Raw genomic sequence first — 18,921 nt, 5'->3', positions numbered from 1 at the left:
ATGCTTGCGCCAATAAGCATACACAATTGAGGCTCCCGCCAGCCTCTTTTATTTTTGGCTTTTTCAGTTTCCAAACAAACCCTAATCATTTAATAGGTTCCAGCAAAAAAAGCTTTCATTCTCCGAACATTTTATATTATAATAATATCATTATTCGTAAATATCCCGTATAATCCCGGTAATAAGGTCCGGGAGTTTCTACAGAGTGACCGTAAATTACTCTACTATGGACGGTTTTGCTTTCTGATGGGATCAACCGTTCAGTTTATGCTGGATGGTTTTTTTTCTTCTTGAAGTGGCCTTTCATGCGCGGGAAAGAAAAGGAGCAGAAGTATGGAAGATTTACTCAAAGATGTTTTGGCAGCCCTCAGTGTTGTATTAAACGGGCTTCCGCAGGGGCTCTTGGCGCTGACATTCGGTTTTGCATCAGTGCCGACATCGCTGGCTTTTATCGTTGGTGCCGTAGGAAATGCGATTACCAGTAATGTTGCAGTTGTATCTTTTCAAGCTGAAACGCTCAGTGTTGCCGGGTCCATGGGAAAAAACATGCGGGAACGGTTGTCCATGGTTTTCTTTGGCGCCCTGATTTTAACAGTGATCAGTCTGTTTGGCGTCATGGAACAAATTGTGGATTGGATTGGCCCTGTGATCACCAATGGCATGATGGCCGGCGTCGGGTTCATGCTTGCGCGAATTGGGTGGGATATGGCAAAAAATGACAGGATCACAGGGATTGCCTCATGTATTAGTGCCCTGATTACCTATATCATAACAAAAGATTTGGTCTATACCGTCACCATTTCCGTTGTTTTATCGAGTATTCTCTACAATTTTACGAAAACGGAAGATCATTCCATTTCAAAGAATATTGCAGAAGATCAGTTTAAACTGCAGAAATTTGTGATCAATCCGATGGTCATTAGAGGTGCCTTAGCTTTGGTCTGCTTAAACATTGGGGCAAATATTGCTTTTGGCAAAATCAACGCAGGACTCGCTTCGAAAGACGTCAACATTGATACATTGACGATCATTAGCAGCCTGGCAGATATGGCATCTTCACTATTTGGCGGCGGCCCGGTGGAAGTCATTATTTCCGCCACTGCCAGCGCGCCCCATGCCGTATTTGCAGGTGTGCTGGCGATGGTGATTCTGGCCGCTATCTTACTGTTAAAACTGCTGCCAAAGATTGGAAAGTTTGTCCCGAGTTCCTCAATTGCCGGTTTTCTTTTTGTACTGGGTACGATTGTCACGCTGCCTGGCAATGCAGCAGCAGCCTTAACCGCGGACGGGGCCGGTTCACCGTTTATCGGCGGAATCACCATGGTAATCACCGCCTTCTCCGACCCGTTCTTCGGGATGCTTGCCGGTATTGTGATGAAATTTTTGTTGGGAATTTTTGGCGTATAATGCTCAAACAATGGAGGCGTTTCTTTTATGGAAAGCTACGAGTTGACAATTGCAGGGGTCAAAAGGGAATTGCCGATTATAGCGATTGATGATCATTTGAAAATCGCAAGTTTCGTTATATTGGGAGATACCGAACTGATTGCAGCAGCCGCCCCTGTCCTTGCAAAAAAGCTGCCGGAAGTGGATATCTTATTCACGGCAGAAGCAAAAGGAATTCCTTTAGTATACGAACTTTCAAAGCAATTGCATATGAAACAATATATCGTGGCCCGAAAATCGGTCAAACCGTATATGGACCATCCGCTTATTCATAAGGTGGTGTCAATTACAACACAGAAAGAACAGGTACTCTGCCTCGATGCAAACGATGCAGCCATGCTAAAAGGCAAAAAAGTTGCGCTGATTGATGATGTCATCAGCACAGGCGAATCCATGAAAGGCCTGGAAGAATTGGCCGCTGCAGCCGGCGCAAAAGTCGTTGCAAAAGCCGCACTCTTAGCAGAAGGCGACGCTGAAAAACGTTCGGACATTATCTATCTTGAAAAGCTGCCGGTTTTTAAAGAGTAAAGCACGATGATTTTATTGGGTAAAAAAGATCATTCGGGTGGTGCATCACTATCCGAATGATTTTTCTATTAAAAAGTTCTGGAAGTCTGGCAAAAGCACGTTTTAGTCAGAATTCATTCCTGCAAATCTCTCCCAAAACGTCCCCCAGATAGCAAGCCATTTCGGATTTTCTTCAAAACGGAGAATGCAAAAGCATGTACCCGAATAAGCATACATATTGGTCTTGTCTTAGAAAAACAAATATTTAAACGTTTACAAACTATTTTTACTTTAGTAGAATATTCGTTAAAGAGAACATACTTTCAATGTGAAGGACATGACCGCAGAAAAAAGATTTGGATCATGATTGTTTCTGGTTATGGATGAGGGGGACTGTCATCCTTGCTGAAAAAAGGATGAACGAACAGGGGGGGAAGTATGTTGAAAAAGGTGAGAAGCATTTTATATGCAATGCTTGCGGTTTTTTTAATTCTCGGGGTTCCGGCGGAGGCTTTGGCACGCGGCACGGATCAGCAAAATGCGGTGGGATCTGCAAATCTTAAAGCAAGTATGAAGCAGAACACAAAGCCTTTGCCGGATAAGAACGGAAAGGAAAACAATTTAAATCCGAATGGCTATCCGCTCGTGCATAATGGAAATGATATTGATACATTAATAGACAGTGTTGGCAGCTACCATTATCTTACATACAAAGGTACAGCCAGTTACTCCCGTACACAAATGAAAGTGGATATTTTGCATTCAAACTATGGCAGCAGCAAGGATCCGTACCTGGCTGTTGAGTTTTATACCAACCAAAGCGGCACCCTGTCTTATTTGGGCAGTTCATCCTTCTATGTCGGCGCGCATACAGGGAGTACAACGCTCAGTACCACATTAAACAAATCCGCTTATCAAAATGATCCGTATCTTTACATGCGGGTTGGAACCTTTAAAAGTTTCGCTGACTCATATTATTCCAGTGTGACCCATTTTAAAGTCACGAATCCTTTTTACGAGGGGAGTACGACAAGCCCTGGTGAAGCCAACTACTACGAACTGATCAGCAATGAATCTGCGGATGGAAATGTATCTGAAAATGCCGGGTCTTTCCAAATCAATAATGATGAATATGCGAACAGCAAAAAGCTCAGCCGGTCTGCCTACCAAATGGATTATATTGTCCCGTTTGATACAAAGAAACATAAAAACAAGTCGTTAAGAAAAAGTACGCGATCCTTTAGGGCGGATTATCAAACAGGAGACAGCAAATCTTTCTATGTCCAAAATTTGAAAAACGGAATCTATTCATCTATGAATGCAACACTGCTATACAGCGGGACCCGTGCCAATATATGGGTGCATAACAATCAGCTGACATCCGCTCAAGCGGCGCTGCTCGGGAAGGAATTTGACCAAAAAATCTACAGTTCCGATGTTGACAATTTCGGTGCGCCGTCCGATGTCGACCAAAACGGCAAGGTGAATATTTTATGCTATGACATCCAGGATGGGTTCAACGGCAGCGGCGGTTATGTGGCCGGGTATTTTTCACCGCAGGATTTGTACAACTACAGCTATTCAAACCAGTCGGAGATTTTCTATATTGATACGTATCCGCTCATGGGCTTGTCCGGCACAAAAGACGTTTCACAAGCGTATACCACTTTAGCGCACGAATTCGAACATATGATTAATTTTAACCAGAAAGTTTTCGTGCAGGGTTTGACGGATACCGATACATGGATGGATGAAGGCCTTGCGATGGCGGCGGAGCAAATTTATACGGGCGCTGCGCTGGGTGACAGGATTGACTACTATAATGAAGATACGGCGATTACAAACGGCCACTCTTTATTGTATTGGGACTATGATGGCGATGTTTTGGCCAATTATGCTTTGTCCTATTTATTCATGGCATATTTGCAAAAACAATGCGGGCAGGGCAACCGCATTTATAAAGCCCTCATCGACGATCACCATAGCGATTACCAGGCGGTTCAAAACATAATTCACAAATACATTGACCCGAATTTAAGTTTCGGGCAATTTATGACGAACTTCCGCGCCGCCCTTACCCTGAAAGAAGACAGCGGCCATTACGGGTTCAAAGGGGATGCTGCTTTTGATGCCCTTCATGTAAAACTGTACAATGGTTCTTCACTACGTTTAAAAGGCGGCGGTGCTGTTGTCAGAGGATTAAGTGCAAAAACTGACTTCTCCATCCCGGCAGACAAAGGCAGTGACATCACATACACACTGCTCGATAAAGGCAATCAAGGCACAATTCCGCAAGCACCGGCAGTTAAGCCGGTTGGGGACAGCGATACAGTTGTGAGCGGAACAGCCGATCCAAACGTCACCATTACGGTCACGGCAGAAGGGAATACAATCGGAACCGGATCATCAAATTCAGGAGGAAATTTCTCCGTTCGCATTCCAAAACAAAAAGCGGGAACGAAACTCCAGGTGTATGCAGAAAACAGCAACGGGAAGCGAAGCAACGAAGCCACCGTAACCGTACAGGACAAAACCGCACCGTCCGCCCCAAAAGTGAGTCCGGTAAGCGATGCGGATAAAACGGTTAGCGGAACGGCCGAAGCGGGTGCAAAGATCACAGTACAATCAGGCTCTGCCGCTATCGGAACATCCACAGCTGATGGTAAAGGCCATTTTAAAGTGGCCATTGCAAAACAAAAAGCCGGCACGAAGCTTACGGTGTATGCCCGGGATGCAGCAGGCAATAAGAGCGGGGCAGCAAGCATAACCGTGATTGACAAAACCGCGCCGGCAAAACCAAAAGTCAACACCGTCAGTGATGCAGCGACAACCGTTACCGGCAGAACAGAATCCCGTGCCGCGGTCACCATCAAACGGGGCAGCACAAAAATTGGAACTGGCACAGCCGACAGCAAAGGCAATTTCAAAATTAAAATTGCAAAACAAAAAGCGGGGACGAAGCTGACTATCTATGCGAAAGATACAGCCGGGAATACCAGTGCAGCAACAAGCTTGACAGTCGTTGACAAAACCGCACCTGCTTCCCCGAGCGTCCATACATTTGGAGATAACCAAACGACCATTACCGGCAAAGCAGAATCGGGCGCAAAAGTAACAATCAAATCCGGCAAAAAAACTGTCCTGGGCAAAGCGGCCGCCAGCAGCAAAGGCAAATTCTCAGTCAGAATCAAATCGAAACAAAAAGCCGGCACAACACTGGCCGCTTATGCTACAGACAAAGCCGGCAATACAAGTTCCGGAAGATCGTTCAAAGTCGCCGACAAAACGGCGCCAGGCACACCAACAGCCGGCACCGTAACGCATAAATCAACGAAGGTTACCGGCAAATCGGAAAAATACGCCACCGTTTATATATACAACGGCAGCCATTACATCGGCAAATCCACAGCCAGCTCAAAAGGAAGGTACACGGTTCGAATAAAGAAACAAAAAAAGGGATCAACTCTTAAGATTTACGCAAAAGACAAAGCGGGGAATAAAAGCAAGTACCGGTATGTGAAGGTGAAATAAGAGAGCGGCCTCCGGGAAAGGGGGCCGTTTTTGTTTTGAGGGCTTGCTGAAGGAATTAGATACAAGCTAAAAATTGGTTATCAAAATATATTAAATAACTTTTTACTTCAGAGTCAGTACGCGAAATTTATGTAAGTTCTTAAAAATATGTCCCCCCTTCAAAATAAGCAGGGGGGACAAACATGCTTTTTCCGTAAAACTATTTAATATATAAAATGAACTAAACACTGCTACTCTGTTGCCAACTGTAAAAAGTAGTAATCATGCAAATTGATACTAGGTTTTAATGTAAAAACTTAAGTTCATTTTATAGAGATTTAAAGTGTTTCTGCAGATTGAAAGGTATGACGGCGGTGTTCCAGCTCTATACTCATTTCTGCACGTTTAAAATCCAGTTTATAGAACCATGTAGTCACGCCAATGAGCAAGCAAATTAGCAAAGGGATCCATATGAACGTAATCTCAATATATTTTAAGGCAGTGCCGGTTTGCGTTCCATTCGGGACATAGCCGCCCATTTTCAAAATCACTCCAATCAGCGCACTTGCCAGTCCCATACTTGTTTTGACGCAAAAGCCTTGGAACGCGGCAATCATACCGGATATGCTTCTTTTTTTCTTGTACTCTGAATAGTCGATGACGTCGGGTTGAATGGCAAATGTTGTTCCAAAAATACCATACATGCCAAGCCCGGTTAATGCTAATCCCGCAATCAGCAGAATGGAGGAAGTGCTTCCAAAATACATGGCTAAATCCCCGATGATGTAGATGCACACACTTAACAGTAAACAGCTTCTTTTTGATATTTTCTTTTGCAGCCAAGGTAAAACGAGAAGCATTGGCAGACCTGATAAAATACCGAAAAGTCCTACAAAGGTTAACCAATTGGTACGGTCAAGATTATAGGTAAAATAATAAATGACAGTTGTATTCCGAATAACAAATAACGCAAAATATAGGAAATTCAAAATGAAGAAAATGATACTTTGTCCTGTTAATCCTTTTAAATCCAGCAAAAAGGAGGATTTTTCCGGTTTAACAGCTGGCGGCACTATTTCTTCTGTATTCTTGAATGTGAATAAAAATAAGAAAAAGGCGAGAATGGCATACAACGTCATGGTAATAAGAAATCCTTTTTGTGTATTCCCCTGCCCAAAGACATGTACAAGTGGCGTTGTAATCGACATAACCAAAGCTGTTCCCAGTAAGGCACAGATCATTCTCGTGGTTACAAGCCAGTTTCGTTCGTGAACATCTGAAGTTAATCTAGGGACGATGGTGTTTAATGGGATGTTGACAACGGTATACGCGATATTCAGCAAGGTGAAAGTAACATAGGCCCAAATTAATTTTTCAGTTGTACCGCCATCCGGAACAATAAAGGTGATAATAGTAAAGACGGTAAAAGGAATGGCCCCTATAAGAAAATAAGGTCTTCCTTGACCCCATCTCGTATGGGTACGGTCAACCAGCAAACCCATACCGGTATCCGCAAATGCGTCAATAATTTTGGTGGCGAACATCATTGTTCCGGCAGCAGCAGCGGTAATGCCAAATACGTCTGTATAGAAAAACATTAAATAAGATGCCATTGTTCCAAACACAAGATTGCAACCTAAATCTCCTACACCATAACCGATCCTTTTTTTCCATTTTTTCATCTATATCACATTTCCTTTTTAATTTTTAAAATTAGCAAATCATGCATTCTATTGCTAATAAAGTGGTGATGCAATGCATATTCGCACTGTGAAAAAAGTAAATACATAATCTTTTAAAGACATGATTACGAGGTTAGAAAATCAGCAGGTCAGCTGAATTCACAACTTAATAATCATGCCTGATCTGAGCTGTGTAGTTAAGCGATTGACTCAGCATCATATTCATTCAGTAATATAAGACAATGTTTCCATATCCTGTTTTAAATGTTGATAGACAGATTTATATACTTGATAATAGGCGTTATACTTTTCGTGATTTTTTTGATTAGGGATAATCTTTTTATCCAGAACCTGCCATTTTTTTACGTCGTCATAAGACAAGTTCCCGGTTCCAATTCCGGCAAGAATGACATCTCCCATATTGGCTTCTACATCATGAAGCGGGCAAATTACTTGGTAACCAGTTACATCAGCAAAAATTTGCTTCCAGAGTTTGGACTTTGTCACACCGCCGGCAATATAAATGGTTTCACCTAAATCTTCTCCAGTTGCTTCCATTGCATTTCTTAAAGAAAAGGCAACCGCTTCCAAAAAAGCACGGTAAAGATGCGCTTTTGTATGGGCCAATGAAAGCCCGACAATGGTACCTTTAGCATCTGAATCCCATATTGGACTTCTTTCTCCCATAAAATAAGGCAAGACAATGAGGCCGCCGCTTCCAACCGGAATGTGGGCTGCTTGTTCATTTAATACGTCATAGGCTTTCTTTCCACCTTGTTTTTCTGCTTCTGTTTCAAGCTGGCATAGCGTTTGCCGAAACCATTTGACAATCGCACCTGCTGTATTGGCTCCAGCAAAACAATAGGATAATCGTTTGGCATCGTATAAATAAGGCCAGACAATCAAATTTTTTCCTTTCACCGGTTTATCTGAAATAAGTGCAGCACACATGGAGGTTCCTATGGAGGCAGCGTAAATGCCGGATTCTAATATACCAAGTCCAATATTAGCCGCACCGCAGTCAATTCCGCCGGCAATCACCGGCATGCCTTCATAAAGTCCTAATTCTACTGCCGCTTGTTTTGTTAATCCGCCAACGATATCTGTCGACTCTACAATGTTTTGCGGCATCATAGATATGGGAATCCCCATTTGATCCATTAACGTTTTTGACCATGTCCTGGTGTTCATATCAAAAATACCACCTATATTACCTGCTGAGGAATAGTCAATGGCAATCTTGCCGGTTAGTTTATAGATGACATAGTCATTTGGAGGCAAGAAGAGTTTGGTTTTTTCCCAGTTTTCCGGTTCATGACGTTTCATCCATAATATCTTGGTATAACCATAATAAGGGTCAGCCCCGTTATAAGTTATATCCTGCAAGGTTTCTTCACCAATGTGATCCAATACCCACTTGGCTTCTTTGTCTGCTCTTCTGTCCATCCAGATCATACATGGCCTTACAGGTTCCATGTTTTCATCAAGAGGGATGCCGGATCCCCCGTATAGGCCGCTGATTGCAATACCGGCAATCTTTTCTCTTGAAATACCGGACTTTTCTACAGAATTTCGAATGGATTTTTTGGCTGCGTTTAGCCATACGTCCGGCCATTGCTCTGCCCATAAAGGTCTTGGGGTTAAAATATCATATTCTTGTAAATCCTGTGCTATCAGATGGCCCTCTGTGTCCATAAGTACAGTCTTTGTCCCTGAGGTTCCAATATCCGTCCCAAGTAAATAATTCATAGAGAAAAACCCCTTTAACTTATAGAATAGAAGTTATTGTATTCATTAAATGCAAGTAAATGCGCCATCTATAATAAAATCGGCACCAGTCGTAAAAGTACTTGTATCTCCGGCAAGGTACACGCAGATGGATTGCAGTTCTTCCGGTTTGCCCATGCGGTGAAGCGGTGCCATGTTGTTCCATTGTTCAATCAAAGGTTTTAGGCTTGGTGAATTTAATGTCAGTTCGGTTCCCATATATCCCGGGCTGATACAGTTTACACGCACATTTTTTTCTGCCCATTCAACAGCCAGTGATTTTGTCAATTGAATGACACCTGCTTTAGAAGCATTATAGGAGCATTGTGGTTGTGGAACATTGACAATATGTCCAGACATGGACGCTGTATTGATAATCGAACCGCCGCCTTGTTTAATCATAATTTTTCCGGCTGCTTGTGCGGTTAAAAAGATTCCTGTAAGATTTACATCAATGACTTTTTTCCATTGCTCGAAAGTCATTTCTTCTGCAGGAACATTTAAACATATTCCGGCATTGCAAAAAGCAACGTCAATCCGTCCGAATGTATCTAATACTTTTGAAATCATAGCGTTTACATCTTCGGGCTTCGTAACATCTGCCTGTACAGCCAATGCTTTAATCAAATGCTTTTCTTCTAGTTCTTTAGCGGTTTTTTCTGCCTCTTTAATATCCAAGTCGACAATGGCTAAATCAGCGCCAGCTTCAGCAAAAGCCGTGGCAACGCTTTTGCCGATTCCTCTTGCGCCCCCTGTTACGAAAATCTTTTTTCCATCCAGTCTCATTTTTTCTATAATACCCATCGTTATAACGCCCCTTTGTTAATTTATTTTATAAAGACATTTTATAAAATCTATTTATATAATAAAATGTTTTTATAATAGCGTCAATAGAAAACGCTTCATAAATGGATACAAGTCTTGTTGTGGGTACATCTGTTCATATGTTATAGTGGAAATAAGTTTATATAAACGATTATGATAATGGGGTCATTTTATGAGTAATAGCTTGACGTTGAAAGATATTAAAAAGAATAATTATTCCTTAATTTATCATTTGATTTATCAACATAAAAAGCTTTCCAAGCAGGAAATTGCAAATCTCCTACATTTAAGTTTACCTACAGTTAACCAACATTTGGCGCGTTTGGAAAAAGAAAAATTAATTGAAAAAAATGGATACTTTGAATCCTCAGTCGGAAGGCGGGCTGCGGCTTATGCCATATGTCCGCAAGCACGTATTGGTATCGGTGTCGAAATTCAAAAAAAGAAAATACGTATTTTGGCGGTTGATTTGTGGGGTACAGTATTTCAAGAAAAAGAACTATCCCTTGATTATGCGAATGATGGTCATTATTTCAAACAAGTCAGTCTGGAAGTACAATCGTTTATAGATGATTTGGATTTCAAGAAAGAACAAGTTCTTGGCATTGGGTTTGCGGTACAAGCTTTGACCTCCACTGATGGAAGAAGGATCATATACGGGAAAATTTTGGATTGTACGGGAATGGATATCCATGTCTTTTCCCAGTATCTTGAATATCCTTGCAAGTTTTTGCATGATGCCAAATGTGCCGCCACGACAGAGCTTTGGATGAGAAAAGATATTGGAGATGCGGTGTATTTGTCAATCGGTACACATCTTGGGGGAGCCATTATCATTAATGACCAAATTTATATGGGAAAAGACGGGTACAGCGGAACTGTTGAACATATGACGGTAAATCCGAACGGTTCTTTATGTTATTGCGGTAAGAAAGGTTGTATGGAAACAGTTTGCTCTATTCATGTACTTTTAAAAGAGAGTGAATCATTGGATTTTTTCTTTCAACAAGTCCGCTCAGGTGTATCTTCATATGTGGAAAGATGGAAAGCTTTTTTAGAAAATCTGGCTTTTTCAATTAATAATATCCGGCTTGTGATCAATAGGGACTTTATATTAGGCGGACATATTTCCCCTTATTTAAAGGAAGAGGATCTTGTCCTCCTTCATGAATGGGTGAATGAGAAAACAACTTTTCCAAGTGATGAACCATTTATTTATATTAGCCGCTCCAATGAAAATGGGGTACCAATCGGTGCTGCCATCCCATTTATTCAATCATTTCTTGACAGTGTTTAAACAAGTGGAGATAGAGCATAATGGATTTAAAACGAGGGTGTTTAAATGGAAAAGAAACTTTATGTCTTGTGGTTAATTTGGCAAAATCAGGAGACCAGGCAGCGGTATCATGTAGGTAATTTATTTCATAAAAACGGGAAATATACCTTTTCTTATGAGTTGAGTGGAAAGCGTCGATCTTTAACTGAAGCAATGAAAAATGGATATAAGCCACATTTATCGTTTCGTGATGTTAAAAAGACGTATGTTTCTGACCGGTTGTTTGGTCCATTTGCACGCCGATTACCAGATAAAAGAAGGCTGGATTTTAACGATATCTTAAAAGATAACGGTCTATCTCAAGACTACACAGAAATGGACTTGTTGCGGGCTACAGGTGGGCGTTTAGCTACTGACCCATATGAGTTTGTATATCCAATTAGCGTATTTGATGATCATTTCTATTTTGATTTTTTTATTGCGGGTTGGCGTTATTATGATGGAGACAATATTGAAAATCAGTTACAAGTCGGGAAGAATGTAAATTTTGAGTTAGAGCCTGCAAATAAAGAGGATAATAAAGCAGTAATTGTATTGTCGGATAACAAAAAACATAAGCTGGGGTATATTCCGGCATTTTATAGTGGATTTATGTTTGATGTTATTAGAAATAATGAAGTATATGAAGCAAAGATTGAGAAGATTAACCCATATGCAAAACCACAATTAAAAGTAAACATTTCCATCGTTGGTCGATTGACGAACGGTTTTTCAACAACGGATCGTGAACATGTAGAGCCAATACAAATACTGGTATAAACTATGTAGCTCATTACCTTAACTGGGTTACAGCTGTATTTATTGCTTTAAGGCAAAGAACAGGAGCGATTCTGCCTTACTCTTTAATGTGAATTTTAAAGACCAAAATGAAGATATTAGGTTTAAGTTAACGGAATACAGATGCTTTGAAATTTTTTATCATCCGTGTTATGCTACCGAATATCATGCAGTATTCGCATTTTAAGTGAGTGTATTAAGGTTACAAATGTCAACACGATTGATGCGTTGTTTTATACCTTGCTGCAGCACTCCTTGCAAGTGCGTGGATTGAAATTGTGAATTAGAAATTTACGATATTTTTGATTTTTACGTGTTTATGGCCAAACTGCCGGGTATTTCTCGGTTGTTTGGCTTTTGTCTGTTTCATTGCCATATATGAGTAGAGCGAATGAACTGGCAGCAGAGTTTCGTTATTAAGAGACATATATGACCATTGATTAATGATTGGATTATCGTTTTTAAAATCCAGGTAAATTTATGAGGCTAAAAATTTCTAAAAAAAAATTTAAAAACGGCGACACACTATTAATAGTGTATCGCCGTTTTTCACATCCTCTCGTTTGTATGAGAAGGAATAAAATACCACTTTTTCAGTAGCCTCTAATTTTGTCCGTTTATATGTGGAACTTATAAAAAAATTAAAATATTTGAACCTTTCTGTTGAAAACAAGAATAATTATCATTATAATTAGAATATGAAATGAGAAACGCACAATAAAAACAAAATATCTAAATTCTAATTCACAGAAGGTGTTAAAAATCAGATATATTGCCCATTCTTCTGAATCTGAAAAACAACAGCCGCATTATTTGGACGAACATATTAGAGGGACGTATTTTCAAGCAAGGCATGTTAGTCATACGTTTGATCGATACGGAATCACGGCCATTGCTGCGATTGCGCATGATTTGGGGAAAAAGTCTACACCGTTTGTACAATACATAAACGCGGATAAAAAAATTCGCGGGTCAGTCCAACATGCTATCGGCGGTGTGATTGCGCTCTGGACCATGCTTCAGGAAGTTAAAGATGAACGGATTTTCATGGCGGCAGCGATAGTGGCGGGGCATCATGCAGGCCTGCCAAATGTACAAAGGATGTTGAAAGAAATGATTCCTGGGGCCCCGAAATATTTAAAAACGATTCCGGCATTGTCGCAAACAGAGATGAAAGTAATAAAAGACATTTTGAACCGGTTCCCAGGATTGCCGCTTGAAGGGAAGACGGACAGCAAATCTTCATTTGCTTATAAAGAAATGCTGATGAGAATGTGTTTTTCGGCACTTGTCGATTCTGATTTTCTGGATACAGAACGATATTTTGATTATGGAAAGAGCTTAAAACGGCAGGGAAAAGCACACAGTATACAACAACTGGATGAGCAATTACAGAACTATATGCTTGAGTTGCGCAGGGAAGGCCAGGATAAAGAGATAAACAGATACAGAAATGAAGTATATATGGCTTGCAGAGAAGCGGCAAAACAACCTTTGTTTTTTCGGGCGCTGGTTGTACCGACCGGGTTGGGGAAAACGTTGGCTTCGATGGCTTTTGCACTTGAGCATGCAAAACGATTTAACAAAAAACGGGTGATTGTGGCGTTGCCGCTTGTGAACATCATTGACCAGACAGCCAGAGAGTATCAAAAGGTGTTTGGGAAAGCATCTGTTTTGGAACAGCATTCCCAGCTAAGTTATGCGGATGATAAAGACGAGTCAATGGAGCGGGCAAGGCTGGCAGCAGAGAATTGGGATTCATTTCCGATTATCGTGACAACGACAGTGGAACTGTTTGAAAGTTTATTTTCAAACCGTACAAGCAAAACGAGGAAGCTTCACCGTTTAGCTAATAGTGTGATCATTTTAGACGAATTCCAAAAATTGCCCATCCATGTACTCGCGCCTATTTTTCAAGCCCTGCACATATTAATGGAACATTTTAATGTCACAGTCATTCTGTGCAGCGCAACACCGTTGTCTTTCAAAAATACTGAATTGGTTGGAAATATGGGTATGCCGATAGAGATCTGTGAAAACCACGGTCAACTGTTTGCAAGCATGAAACGGGTTGATTATATCCGGATAAAAAAGCCGTTAACTGTTGTAGAGCTTGTCGCCAAAATGCGGGAGCACCCGACAGCACTCTGTATCGTGAATACGAGAAAAGATGCCTTCCGGGTATTCGATGAAGCAAGCCGCCAAAAGGTGAAAGGCCAGAAATTATATCATTTATCGAATCGGATGTGCCCTGACCACCGGAAGAAGGTGATCGAACAAATCAAAGAGGATTTAAAAAAAGAAAAGCCAATTCTTGTAATCGCAACAACAGTAGTAGAAGCAGGAGTCGATTTGGATTTTCCGACAGTGTTTCGCGCAATGGCCCCACTGGACTCGATTGTTCAGGCTGCAGGAAGGAGCAACAGAGAAGGCAAACTGGATAAAGGGAAAGTGCTTATTTTCGAATTGATTGGAGGGGGAATGCCTGGTGGAATGTACCGCAAAGGAACAGAGCAAACGAGGATTTTATTGGACCATTACGACACCGGGGCATTGCATGAGCCGTGGATTTTTGAAACCTATTTTCGGAGTTTGTATACCCTTGGCGCAGAAGACTTGCTGGATGCGTATGGACTAAGGAGCCTTGAACCCTTTGCATTTGAAGAAGTGAGCCGGTTGTTTAGAATGATTGATCAGAATACGGTTTCCGTTCTTTGCAAAAATTACCGGGACGGGGGCGATCAGCTTGAAAAGTTAATTCGGTCATGCAAGGAATCCCCCTATTTAACAAGGAAATGGTATCGTGAAGCGCAGTTATTTGCTGTTAGCGAGTATCAGGACAGCCGGTTATTTAAAGAAAATCACGATCGGTTAGAGAAGGTATCAGAGGGGTGGTATATTTGGCACGGAGATTATGACATGGAAACCGGGATCGTGGATCAGAATAGGGAAGGAGGAGATTAATTAATGGGGCAAATTTTTAAAATGAAAGTCTGGGGCGAGTATGCACTGTTTACCCGGGTTGAAGCGAAAGTAGAGCGGGTGTCTTATCCGGTGATGACTCCATCAGCAGCAAGAGGCATTTTAGAGGCAATATTTTGGAAACCCGAATTCAAGTGGCGAATAAAAAGTATCCATGTGTTGAAGCCCATTCAGTATTATTCTATTTTGCGAAATGAGGTCGCTTCGATTGTGCCCGGTAACATCGCCACGAACAGGCGGGATTATTTCGCGGACGATGACCGGCAGCTGCGCCACTCAATCATGCTGCGTGACGTTGCCTATATTATAACGGCGGAAATGCGGCTAATGAACCCAACGATGGAAAATCAGATGAAGTATTCATCTATGTTTTTGCGGAGAGTTAAAAAAGGTCAGTGCTTTCATCGCCCTTATCTCGGAACGAGGGAATGTTCGCTTCAATTTTCCCTGCCTGATGATGACAAGGCAATACCCGATACAATGGACATAGGTTCGATGTTATTTGACATAAAATATCCAGCAGATCCCGGGCAAAAAAATGCGCGTGCTATTCCCTATTTTTTTGACGCTAAGTTGGAACACGGTGTATTACATGTGCCGGAGCATCTATATAAGGAGGTGGAAGGCTGAATGTATATGCGAAGATTGGTTGAGTTTGCCGAACAACATGCTGATGATTTGCCGCCGGTCGGATATGCCCGAAAAAATTATCAATGGTTTGTTGTGATTACGCATGATGACCGTTTTGTCTTTATTCAGGCTGAGCGGGGGGAACAGCGTGTGATACCGAATCGCAGCCGTTCTTCAGGTGTCTCACCTATTTTACTCACTGACAAGGCAGAGTATGTATTTCAACTGCCAAAAAATCCGGACAATGCAAAAAGAGCGGAGAAATGCCACCTTGCATACCTGAAATTACTGAAGGAATGCTATGAGGCCACACACAATGAAGCTGTTCAGAAGATTGTGCGGATATTGGAAAGTAAAAACTGGCAGCTTCCGGACGGCATGAAATCAACTGATGTGATCTTGTTCCGGACAGAAGCGGGTGATTTTCCCCACGAGGACAATAAGGTAATGAATTTTTGGAAAAATTTTCTATCCAATACCGGAGCAAATGATGAGACTGACAGTATTTGCTTCATTTGCGGCCGTTCTGCCCCGGCAGTAAAACGCCATTCCATTGAATTTTCTTTGGGGAGAGAAAGGACAAAACTTATTTCGGCCAATGAAAGTGCCTATCTTTCATATGGACTGGAAAACTCGGAGATTGCATCTACCTGTTTTGAATGTGAACAAAAATACGGGCAAGCTCTCTCGTACTTATTGCGAAAATATGCAAACAAAAAGCAGCATGGTGGCCCTCATATGATGGAAATCGGCAATGTGACGTACGTGTACTGGACCAGATTAAGTGATCCGGAATTTTCCGGCATGTTTAAGTTACTATCAGACCCGGATGGGACAGCAGTACAGAGAATTTTATCATCACCCTTCAGACGGGCGGAAAATTACGCCACTTTAAACCACGTATGCATTTTAGCACTGTCAGCAAACAAGGCCAGACTCGTTGTCCGGGACTATGCAGAGCCGCCTGTATGGAGGGTGAAAAATCAAGTCCGTCGCTATTTTGATGCGCAACAAGTAGTAGGAGCACCAAAACCTGCCAGCATTTATTTATTGGCGGCGTGCATGTACCGTGATGGAAGAAAGGAGATGCAAAAGGAAGATGTTCAGGACTGGATGAACTGGGCACTTTATGGCAAAAGAATCTCGGAGCGGATTGCAGTAAAGATTGTGAGAAGAATTCAGGCAAGGGGAGGTATGACATGGATACAGGCAGCAGCGATAAAAAGCTGGCTGATTAGTCAAAACAAGGAGGAATGGACAGTGGATTTAGATCATGCCAGAATCACGCCGTCTTACTTATGCGGCAGGTTGTTTGCGGTATTGGAAGCGGTGCAATATGAAGCAGTTAAGGGAAATGAAACGATAGCCTCAAGATTCTATGCGGCAGCTTCATCGACTCCGCGGACGCTTTTCGGGCTTTTAATGCGAAATAGCAAATGGCATCTAAATAAAATTGGCAAAGAGAACAAAGGATATGAAGTTCGTTATCAGCAAAGGATTCAATTAATAACCGGTCAATTGAAAGAATTCCCGGCTGTCCTTGATTTGCAAGGACAGGCTGAGTTTGCGCTCGGTTACTATCATGAAAGACAAGAGATATATAAGAAAAAAGAAGATATGCCTGCTGATTCTGCCGATGTAAGTCATTCAAATAAAGCTGCTGCTGAGGGGGAGTAATACAATGAACATAAATTCAATTATTGATCCAAATAAACGCTACGATTTTATACTTGCATTTGATGTGATGGATGGAAATCCGAATGGTGATCCGGACGCAGGCAATTTGCCAAGAATTGATCCGGAAACGATGCAGGGAATCGTGACAGATGTTGCAATCAAAAGAAAAATTCGGGACTATATTTATCTGACCAGGGGACATCTGGAAGGTTTTGATATTTATGTCAAGCATCGCGGGATTCTCACAAATGAGCAGAAGAAGGCTTATGAGCAACTAGGAAAACCAGAAAATGATACTAGTCCGAAAACAGTGAAAGATGCGCGGCAGTGGATGTGCGAACATTATTTTGATACACGTATGTTTGGCGCTGTCATGTCTACTAAAAAATTTAATGCAGGTCAAGTACGGGGAGCGGTCCAACTCACATTTGCACGCTCGGTTGATCCGATTTTTCCTGCTGAATCGAGTATTACTCGTGTTGCATTGACAAATGCTGATGATATTAAAAGCGGGCAAGTTGCCGATGAAGAGGCGCGTTCCGGCCAAATGGGGAGAAAAGCCCATGTGCCATACGGTTTATATATCGCCTACGGTTTTTACACTCCATCATTTGCAATTCAGACGGGAATAGGAGAAGAGGATTTAAGAGGACTGTGGGAATCGCTCGTTAACATGTGGGATCTGGATCATTCAGCATCACGCGGCCGGATGGCATGCCGGGGATTGTATGTATTTTCGCATGAAAGCCATTTAGGTAATGCGCCATCTAATCAATTGTTTGAGAAAATTGAAATCCATCGAATGGATCAAAATAAGGTTGCGAGATCATATAAAGATTATGAAGCTGTTTTTGATGAAAAAATGCCAGAAGGAGTAACACTGCATAAAATTGTGAATTCTTTTGAAAATACCAAAGTTACCCGCTGAGCTATTGATTTTAAGGAAATTATCTGTCTTGAAATGAGATTTTCTCAAGGTGCAACTGTGCGAATGTATAGTGCACATGAATCTTCTGAGGGGTTCGCACCAAAAATTTGACTCATTTTTACCATAGAGTAGGACATTTTGGATGTCCTACTCAGAATAATAGGAAAAAGTGCAAATATTCGTCAAAAGTCATTAAATTTCTACACGATTTTATCCAATAACCGCTGTCGCACTCCATGTGAGTGCGTGGATTGAAATAAAAAAGGAAGGGATTCTAATGGCCCCTTCCACCCCCGTCGCACTCCATGTGAGTGCGTGGATTGAAATCCTTCAAGCAACAAACTATACATGTTTCATAACGTCGCACTCCATGTGAGTGCGTGGATTGAAATACAGGATCCGGAAGGTAAATCATACATTGGAACCGTCGCACTCCATGTGAGTGCGTGGATTGAAATTATATTAAAGCCTCACGGGCTTAATACCAAAATCGTCGCACTCCATGTGAGTGCGTGGATTGAAATCAGACAATACTTTTTCAGTTGTATTGCCGTCCAGGTCGCACTCCATGTGAGTGCGTGGATTGAAATGCGAACAAATAACGATAATTTACGCACTTTTTGCGTCGCACTCCATGTGAGTGCGTGGATTGAAATTCCATTTTTGTATTGTTTTTTTCCTTCCGTGGCTGTCGCACTCCATGTGAGTGCGTGGATTGAAATTAGGCAGAAAGAAATGTATATTCTAAGCATAGATGTCGCACTCCATGTGAGTGCGTGGATTGAAATTCATCCCATTAGTACAATTAAAAACACGTTAAAAGTCGCACTCCATGTGAGTGCGTGGATTGAAAT

At 41.7% G+C, this 18,921-nt stretch carries 12 protein-coding genes, 1 CRISPR repeat array and 1 riboswitch; of the genes, 9 read left to right on the top strand and 3 right to left on the bottom strand.

Annotated features, from left to right (window positions below; all coding sequences use genetic code 11):
• Positions 1 to 145: 145 nt before the first annotated feature.
• Positions 146 to 247, top strand: a riboswitch (purine riboswitch).
• Between the two features lie 86 nt (positions 248 to 333).
• The 3 genes from C232_RS0113230 to C232_RS0113220 all read left to right on the top strand — a co-directional run bounded on the left by C232_RS0113230 (position 334) and on the right by C232_RS0113220 (position 5,484).
• Positions 334 to 1,407, top strand: a complete 1,074-nt coding sequence (locus C232_RS0113230) for a guanine permease (protein ID WP_018664648.1) — start codon at positions 334 to 336, stop codon at positions 1,405 to 1,407.
• Between the two features lie 27 nt (positions 1,408 to 1,434).
• Entirely contained in the window at positions 1,435 to 1,974 is a 540-nt protein-coding gene (locus C232_RS0113225; protein ID WP_018664647.1) for a phosphoribosyltransferase family protein, read from the top strand.
• A 417-nt stretch (positions 1,975 to 2,391) separates the two neighbouring features.
• A complete protein-coding gene (locus C232_RS0113220; protein ID WP_018664646.1) occupies positions 2,392 to 5,484 on the top strand; it encodes an Ig-like domain-containing protein in 3,093 nt (1,030 codons plus the stop codon).
• Positions 5,485 to 5,801: 317 nt separating this feature from the next.
• Here C232_RS0113220 and C232_RS0113215 read toward each other — a convergent pair whose 3' ends face one another.
• The 3 genes from C232_RS0113215 to C232_RS0113205 all read right to left on the bottom strand — a co-directional run bounded on the left by C232_RS0113215 (position 5,802) and on the right by C232_RS0113205 (position 9,716).
• Positions 5,802 to 7,145 carry an MFS transporter gene (locus C232_RS0113215; protein WP_018664645.1) on the bottom strand — a complete coding sequence of 448 codons (1,344 nt, stop codon included), beginning with the start codon at positions 7,143 to 7,145 and terminating at the stop codon, positions 5,802 to 5,804.
• A gap of 222 nt (positions 7,146 to 7,367) precedes the next feature.
• Positions 7,368 to 8,894 carry an FGGY-family carbohydrate kinase gene (locus C232_RS0113210; protein ID WP_018664644.1) on the bottom strand — a complete coding sequence of 509 codons (1,527 nt, stop codon included), beginning with the start codon at positions 8,892 to 8,894 and terminating at the stop codon, positions 7,368 to 7,370.
• A 45-nt stretch (positions 8,895 to 8,939) separates the two neighbouring features.
• Positions 8,940 to 9,716, bottom strand: a complete 777-nt coding sequence (locus C232_RS0113205) for an SDR family oxidoreductase (RefSeq protein ID WP_018664643.1) — start codon at positions 9,714 to 9,716, stop codon at positions 8,940 to 8,942.
• Positions 9,717 to 9,927: 211 nt separating this feature from the next.
• On the opposite strand from C232_RS0113205, the gene C232_RS0113200 reads away from it, so the two are divergent.
• From C232_RS0113200 to cas7c, 6 genes are all read left to right on the top strand, one after another.
• Positions 9,928 to 11,034 (top strand): ROK family transcriptional regulator, encoded by a 1,107-nt coding sequence (locus C232_RS0113200; protein WP_235801544.1) that lies wholly within the window; start codon positions 9,928 to 9,930, stop codon positions 11,032 to 11,034.
• A 45-nt stretch (positions 11,035 to 11,079) separates the two neighbouring features.
• Positions 11,080 to 11,832, top strand: a complete 753-nt coding sequence (locus tag C232_RS0113195) for an HIRAN domain-containing protein (RefSeq protein ID WP_018664641.1) — start codon at positions 11,080 to 11,082, stop codon at positions 11,830 to 11,832.
• 771 nt (positions 11,833 to 12,603) lie between these two features.
• Positions 12,604 to 14,814: a CRISPR-associated helicase/endonuclease Cas3 gene (locus C232_RS0113190; RefSeq protein ID WP_018664640.1), complete on the top strand. Its 2,211-nt coding sequence runs from the start codon at positions 12,604 to 12,606 to the stop codon at positions 14,812 to 14,814.
• A gap of 3 nt (positions 14,815 to 14,817) precedes the next feature.
• Positions 14,818 to 15,462 carry a type I-C CRISPR-associated protein Cas5c gene (cas5c, locus tag C232_RS0113185; RefSeq protein WP_018664639.1) on the top strand — a complete coding sequence of 215 codons (645 nt, stop codon included), beginning with the start codon at positions 14,818 to 14,820 and terminating at the stop codon, positions 15,460 to 15,462.
• Complete coding sequence (cas8c, locus tag C232_RS0113180; protein WP_018664638.1) at positions 15,463 to 17,139, top strand: type I-C CRISPR-associated protein Cas8c/Csd1; 1,677 nt, start codon at positions 15,463 to 15,465, stop codon at positions 17,137 to 17,139.
• Between the two features lie 4 nt (positions 17,140 to 17,143).
• Complete coding sequence (cas7c, locus tag C232_RS0113175) at positions 17,144 to 18,067, top strand: type I-C CRISPR-associated protein Cas7/Csd2 (RefSeq protein WP_018664637.1); 924 nt, start codon at positions 17,144 to 17,146, stop codon at positions 18,065 to 18,067.
• A 226-nt stretch (positions 18,068 to 18,293) separates the two neighbouring features.
• Positions 18,294 to 18,921: direct repeats of the CRISPR family, unit length 32 nt; unit sequence GTCGCACTCCATGTGAGTGCGTGGATTGAAAT.

The sequence above is a fragment of the Heyndrickxia acidiproducens DSM 23148 genome, from assembly GCF_000374345.1.
GTDB classification, from domain to species: domain Bacteria; phylum Bacillota; class Bacilli; order Bacillales; family Bacillaceae_C; genus Weizmannia; species Weizmannia acidiproducens.
This window is presented reverse-complemented; position numbering and strand designations above follow the sequence as displayed.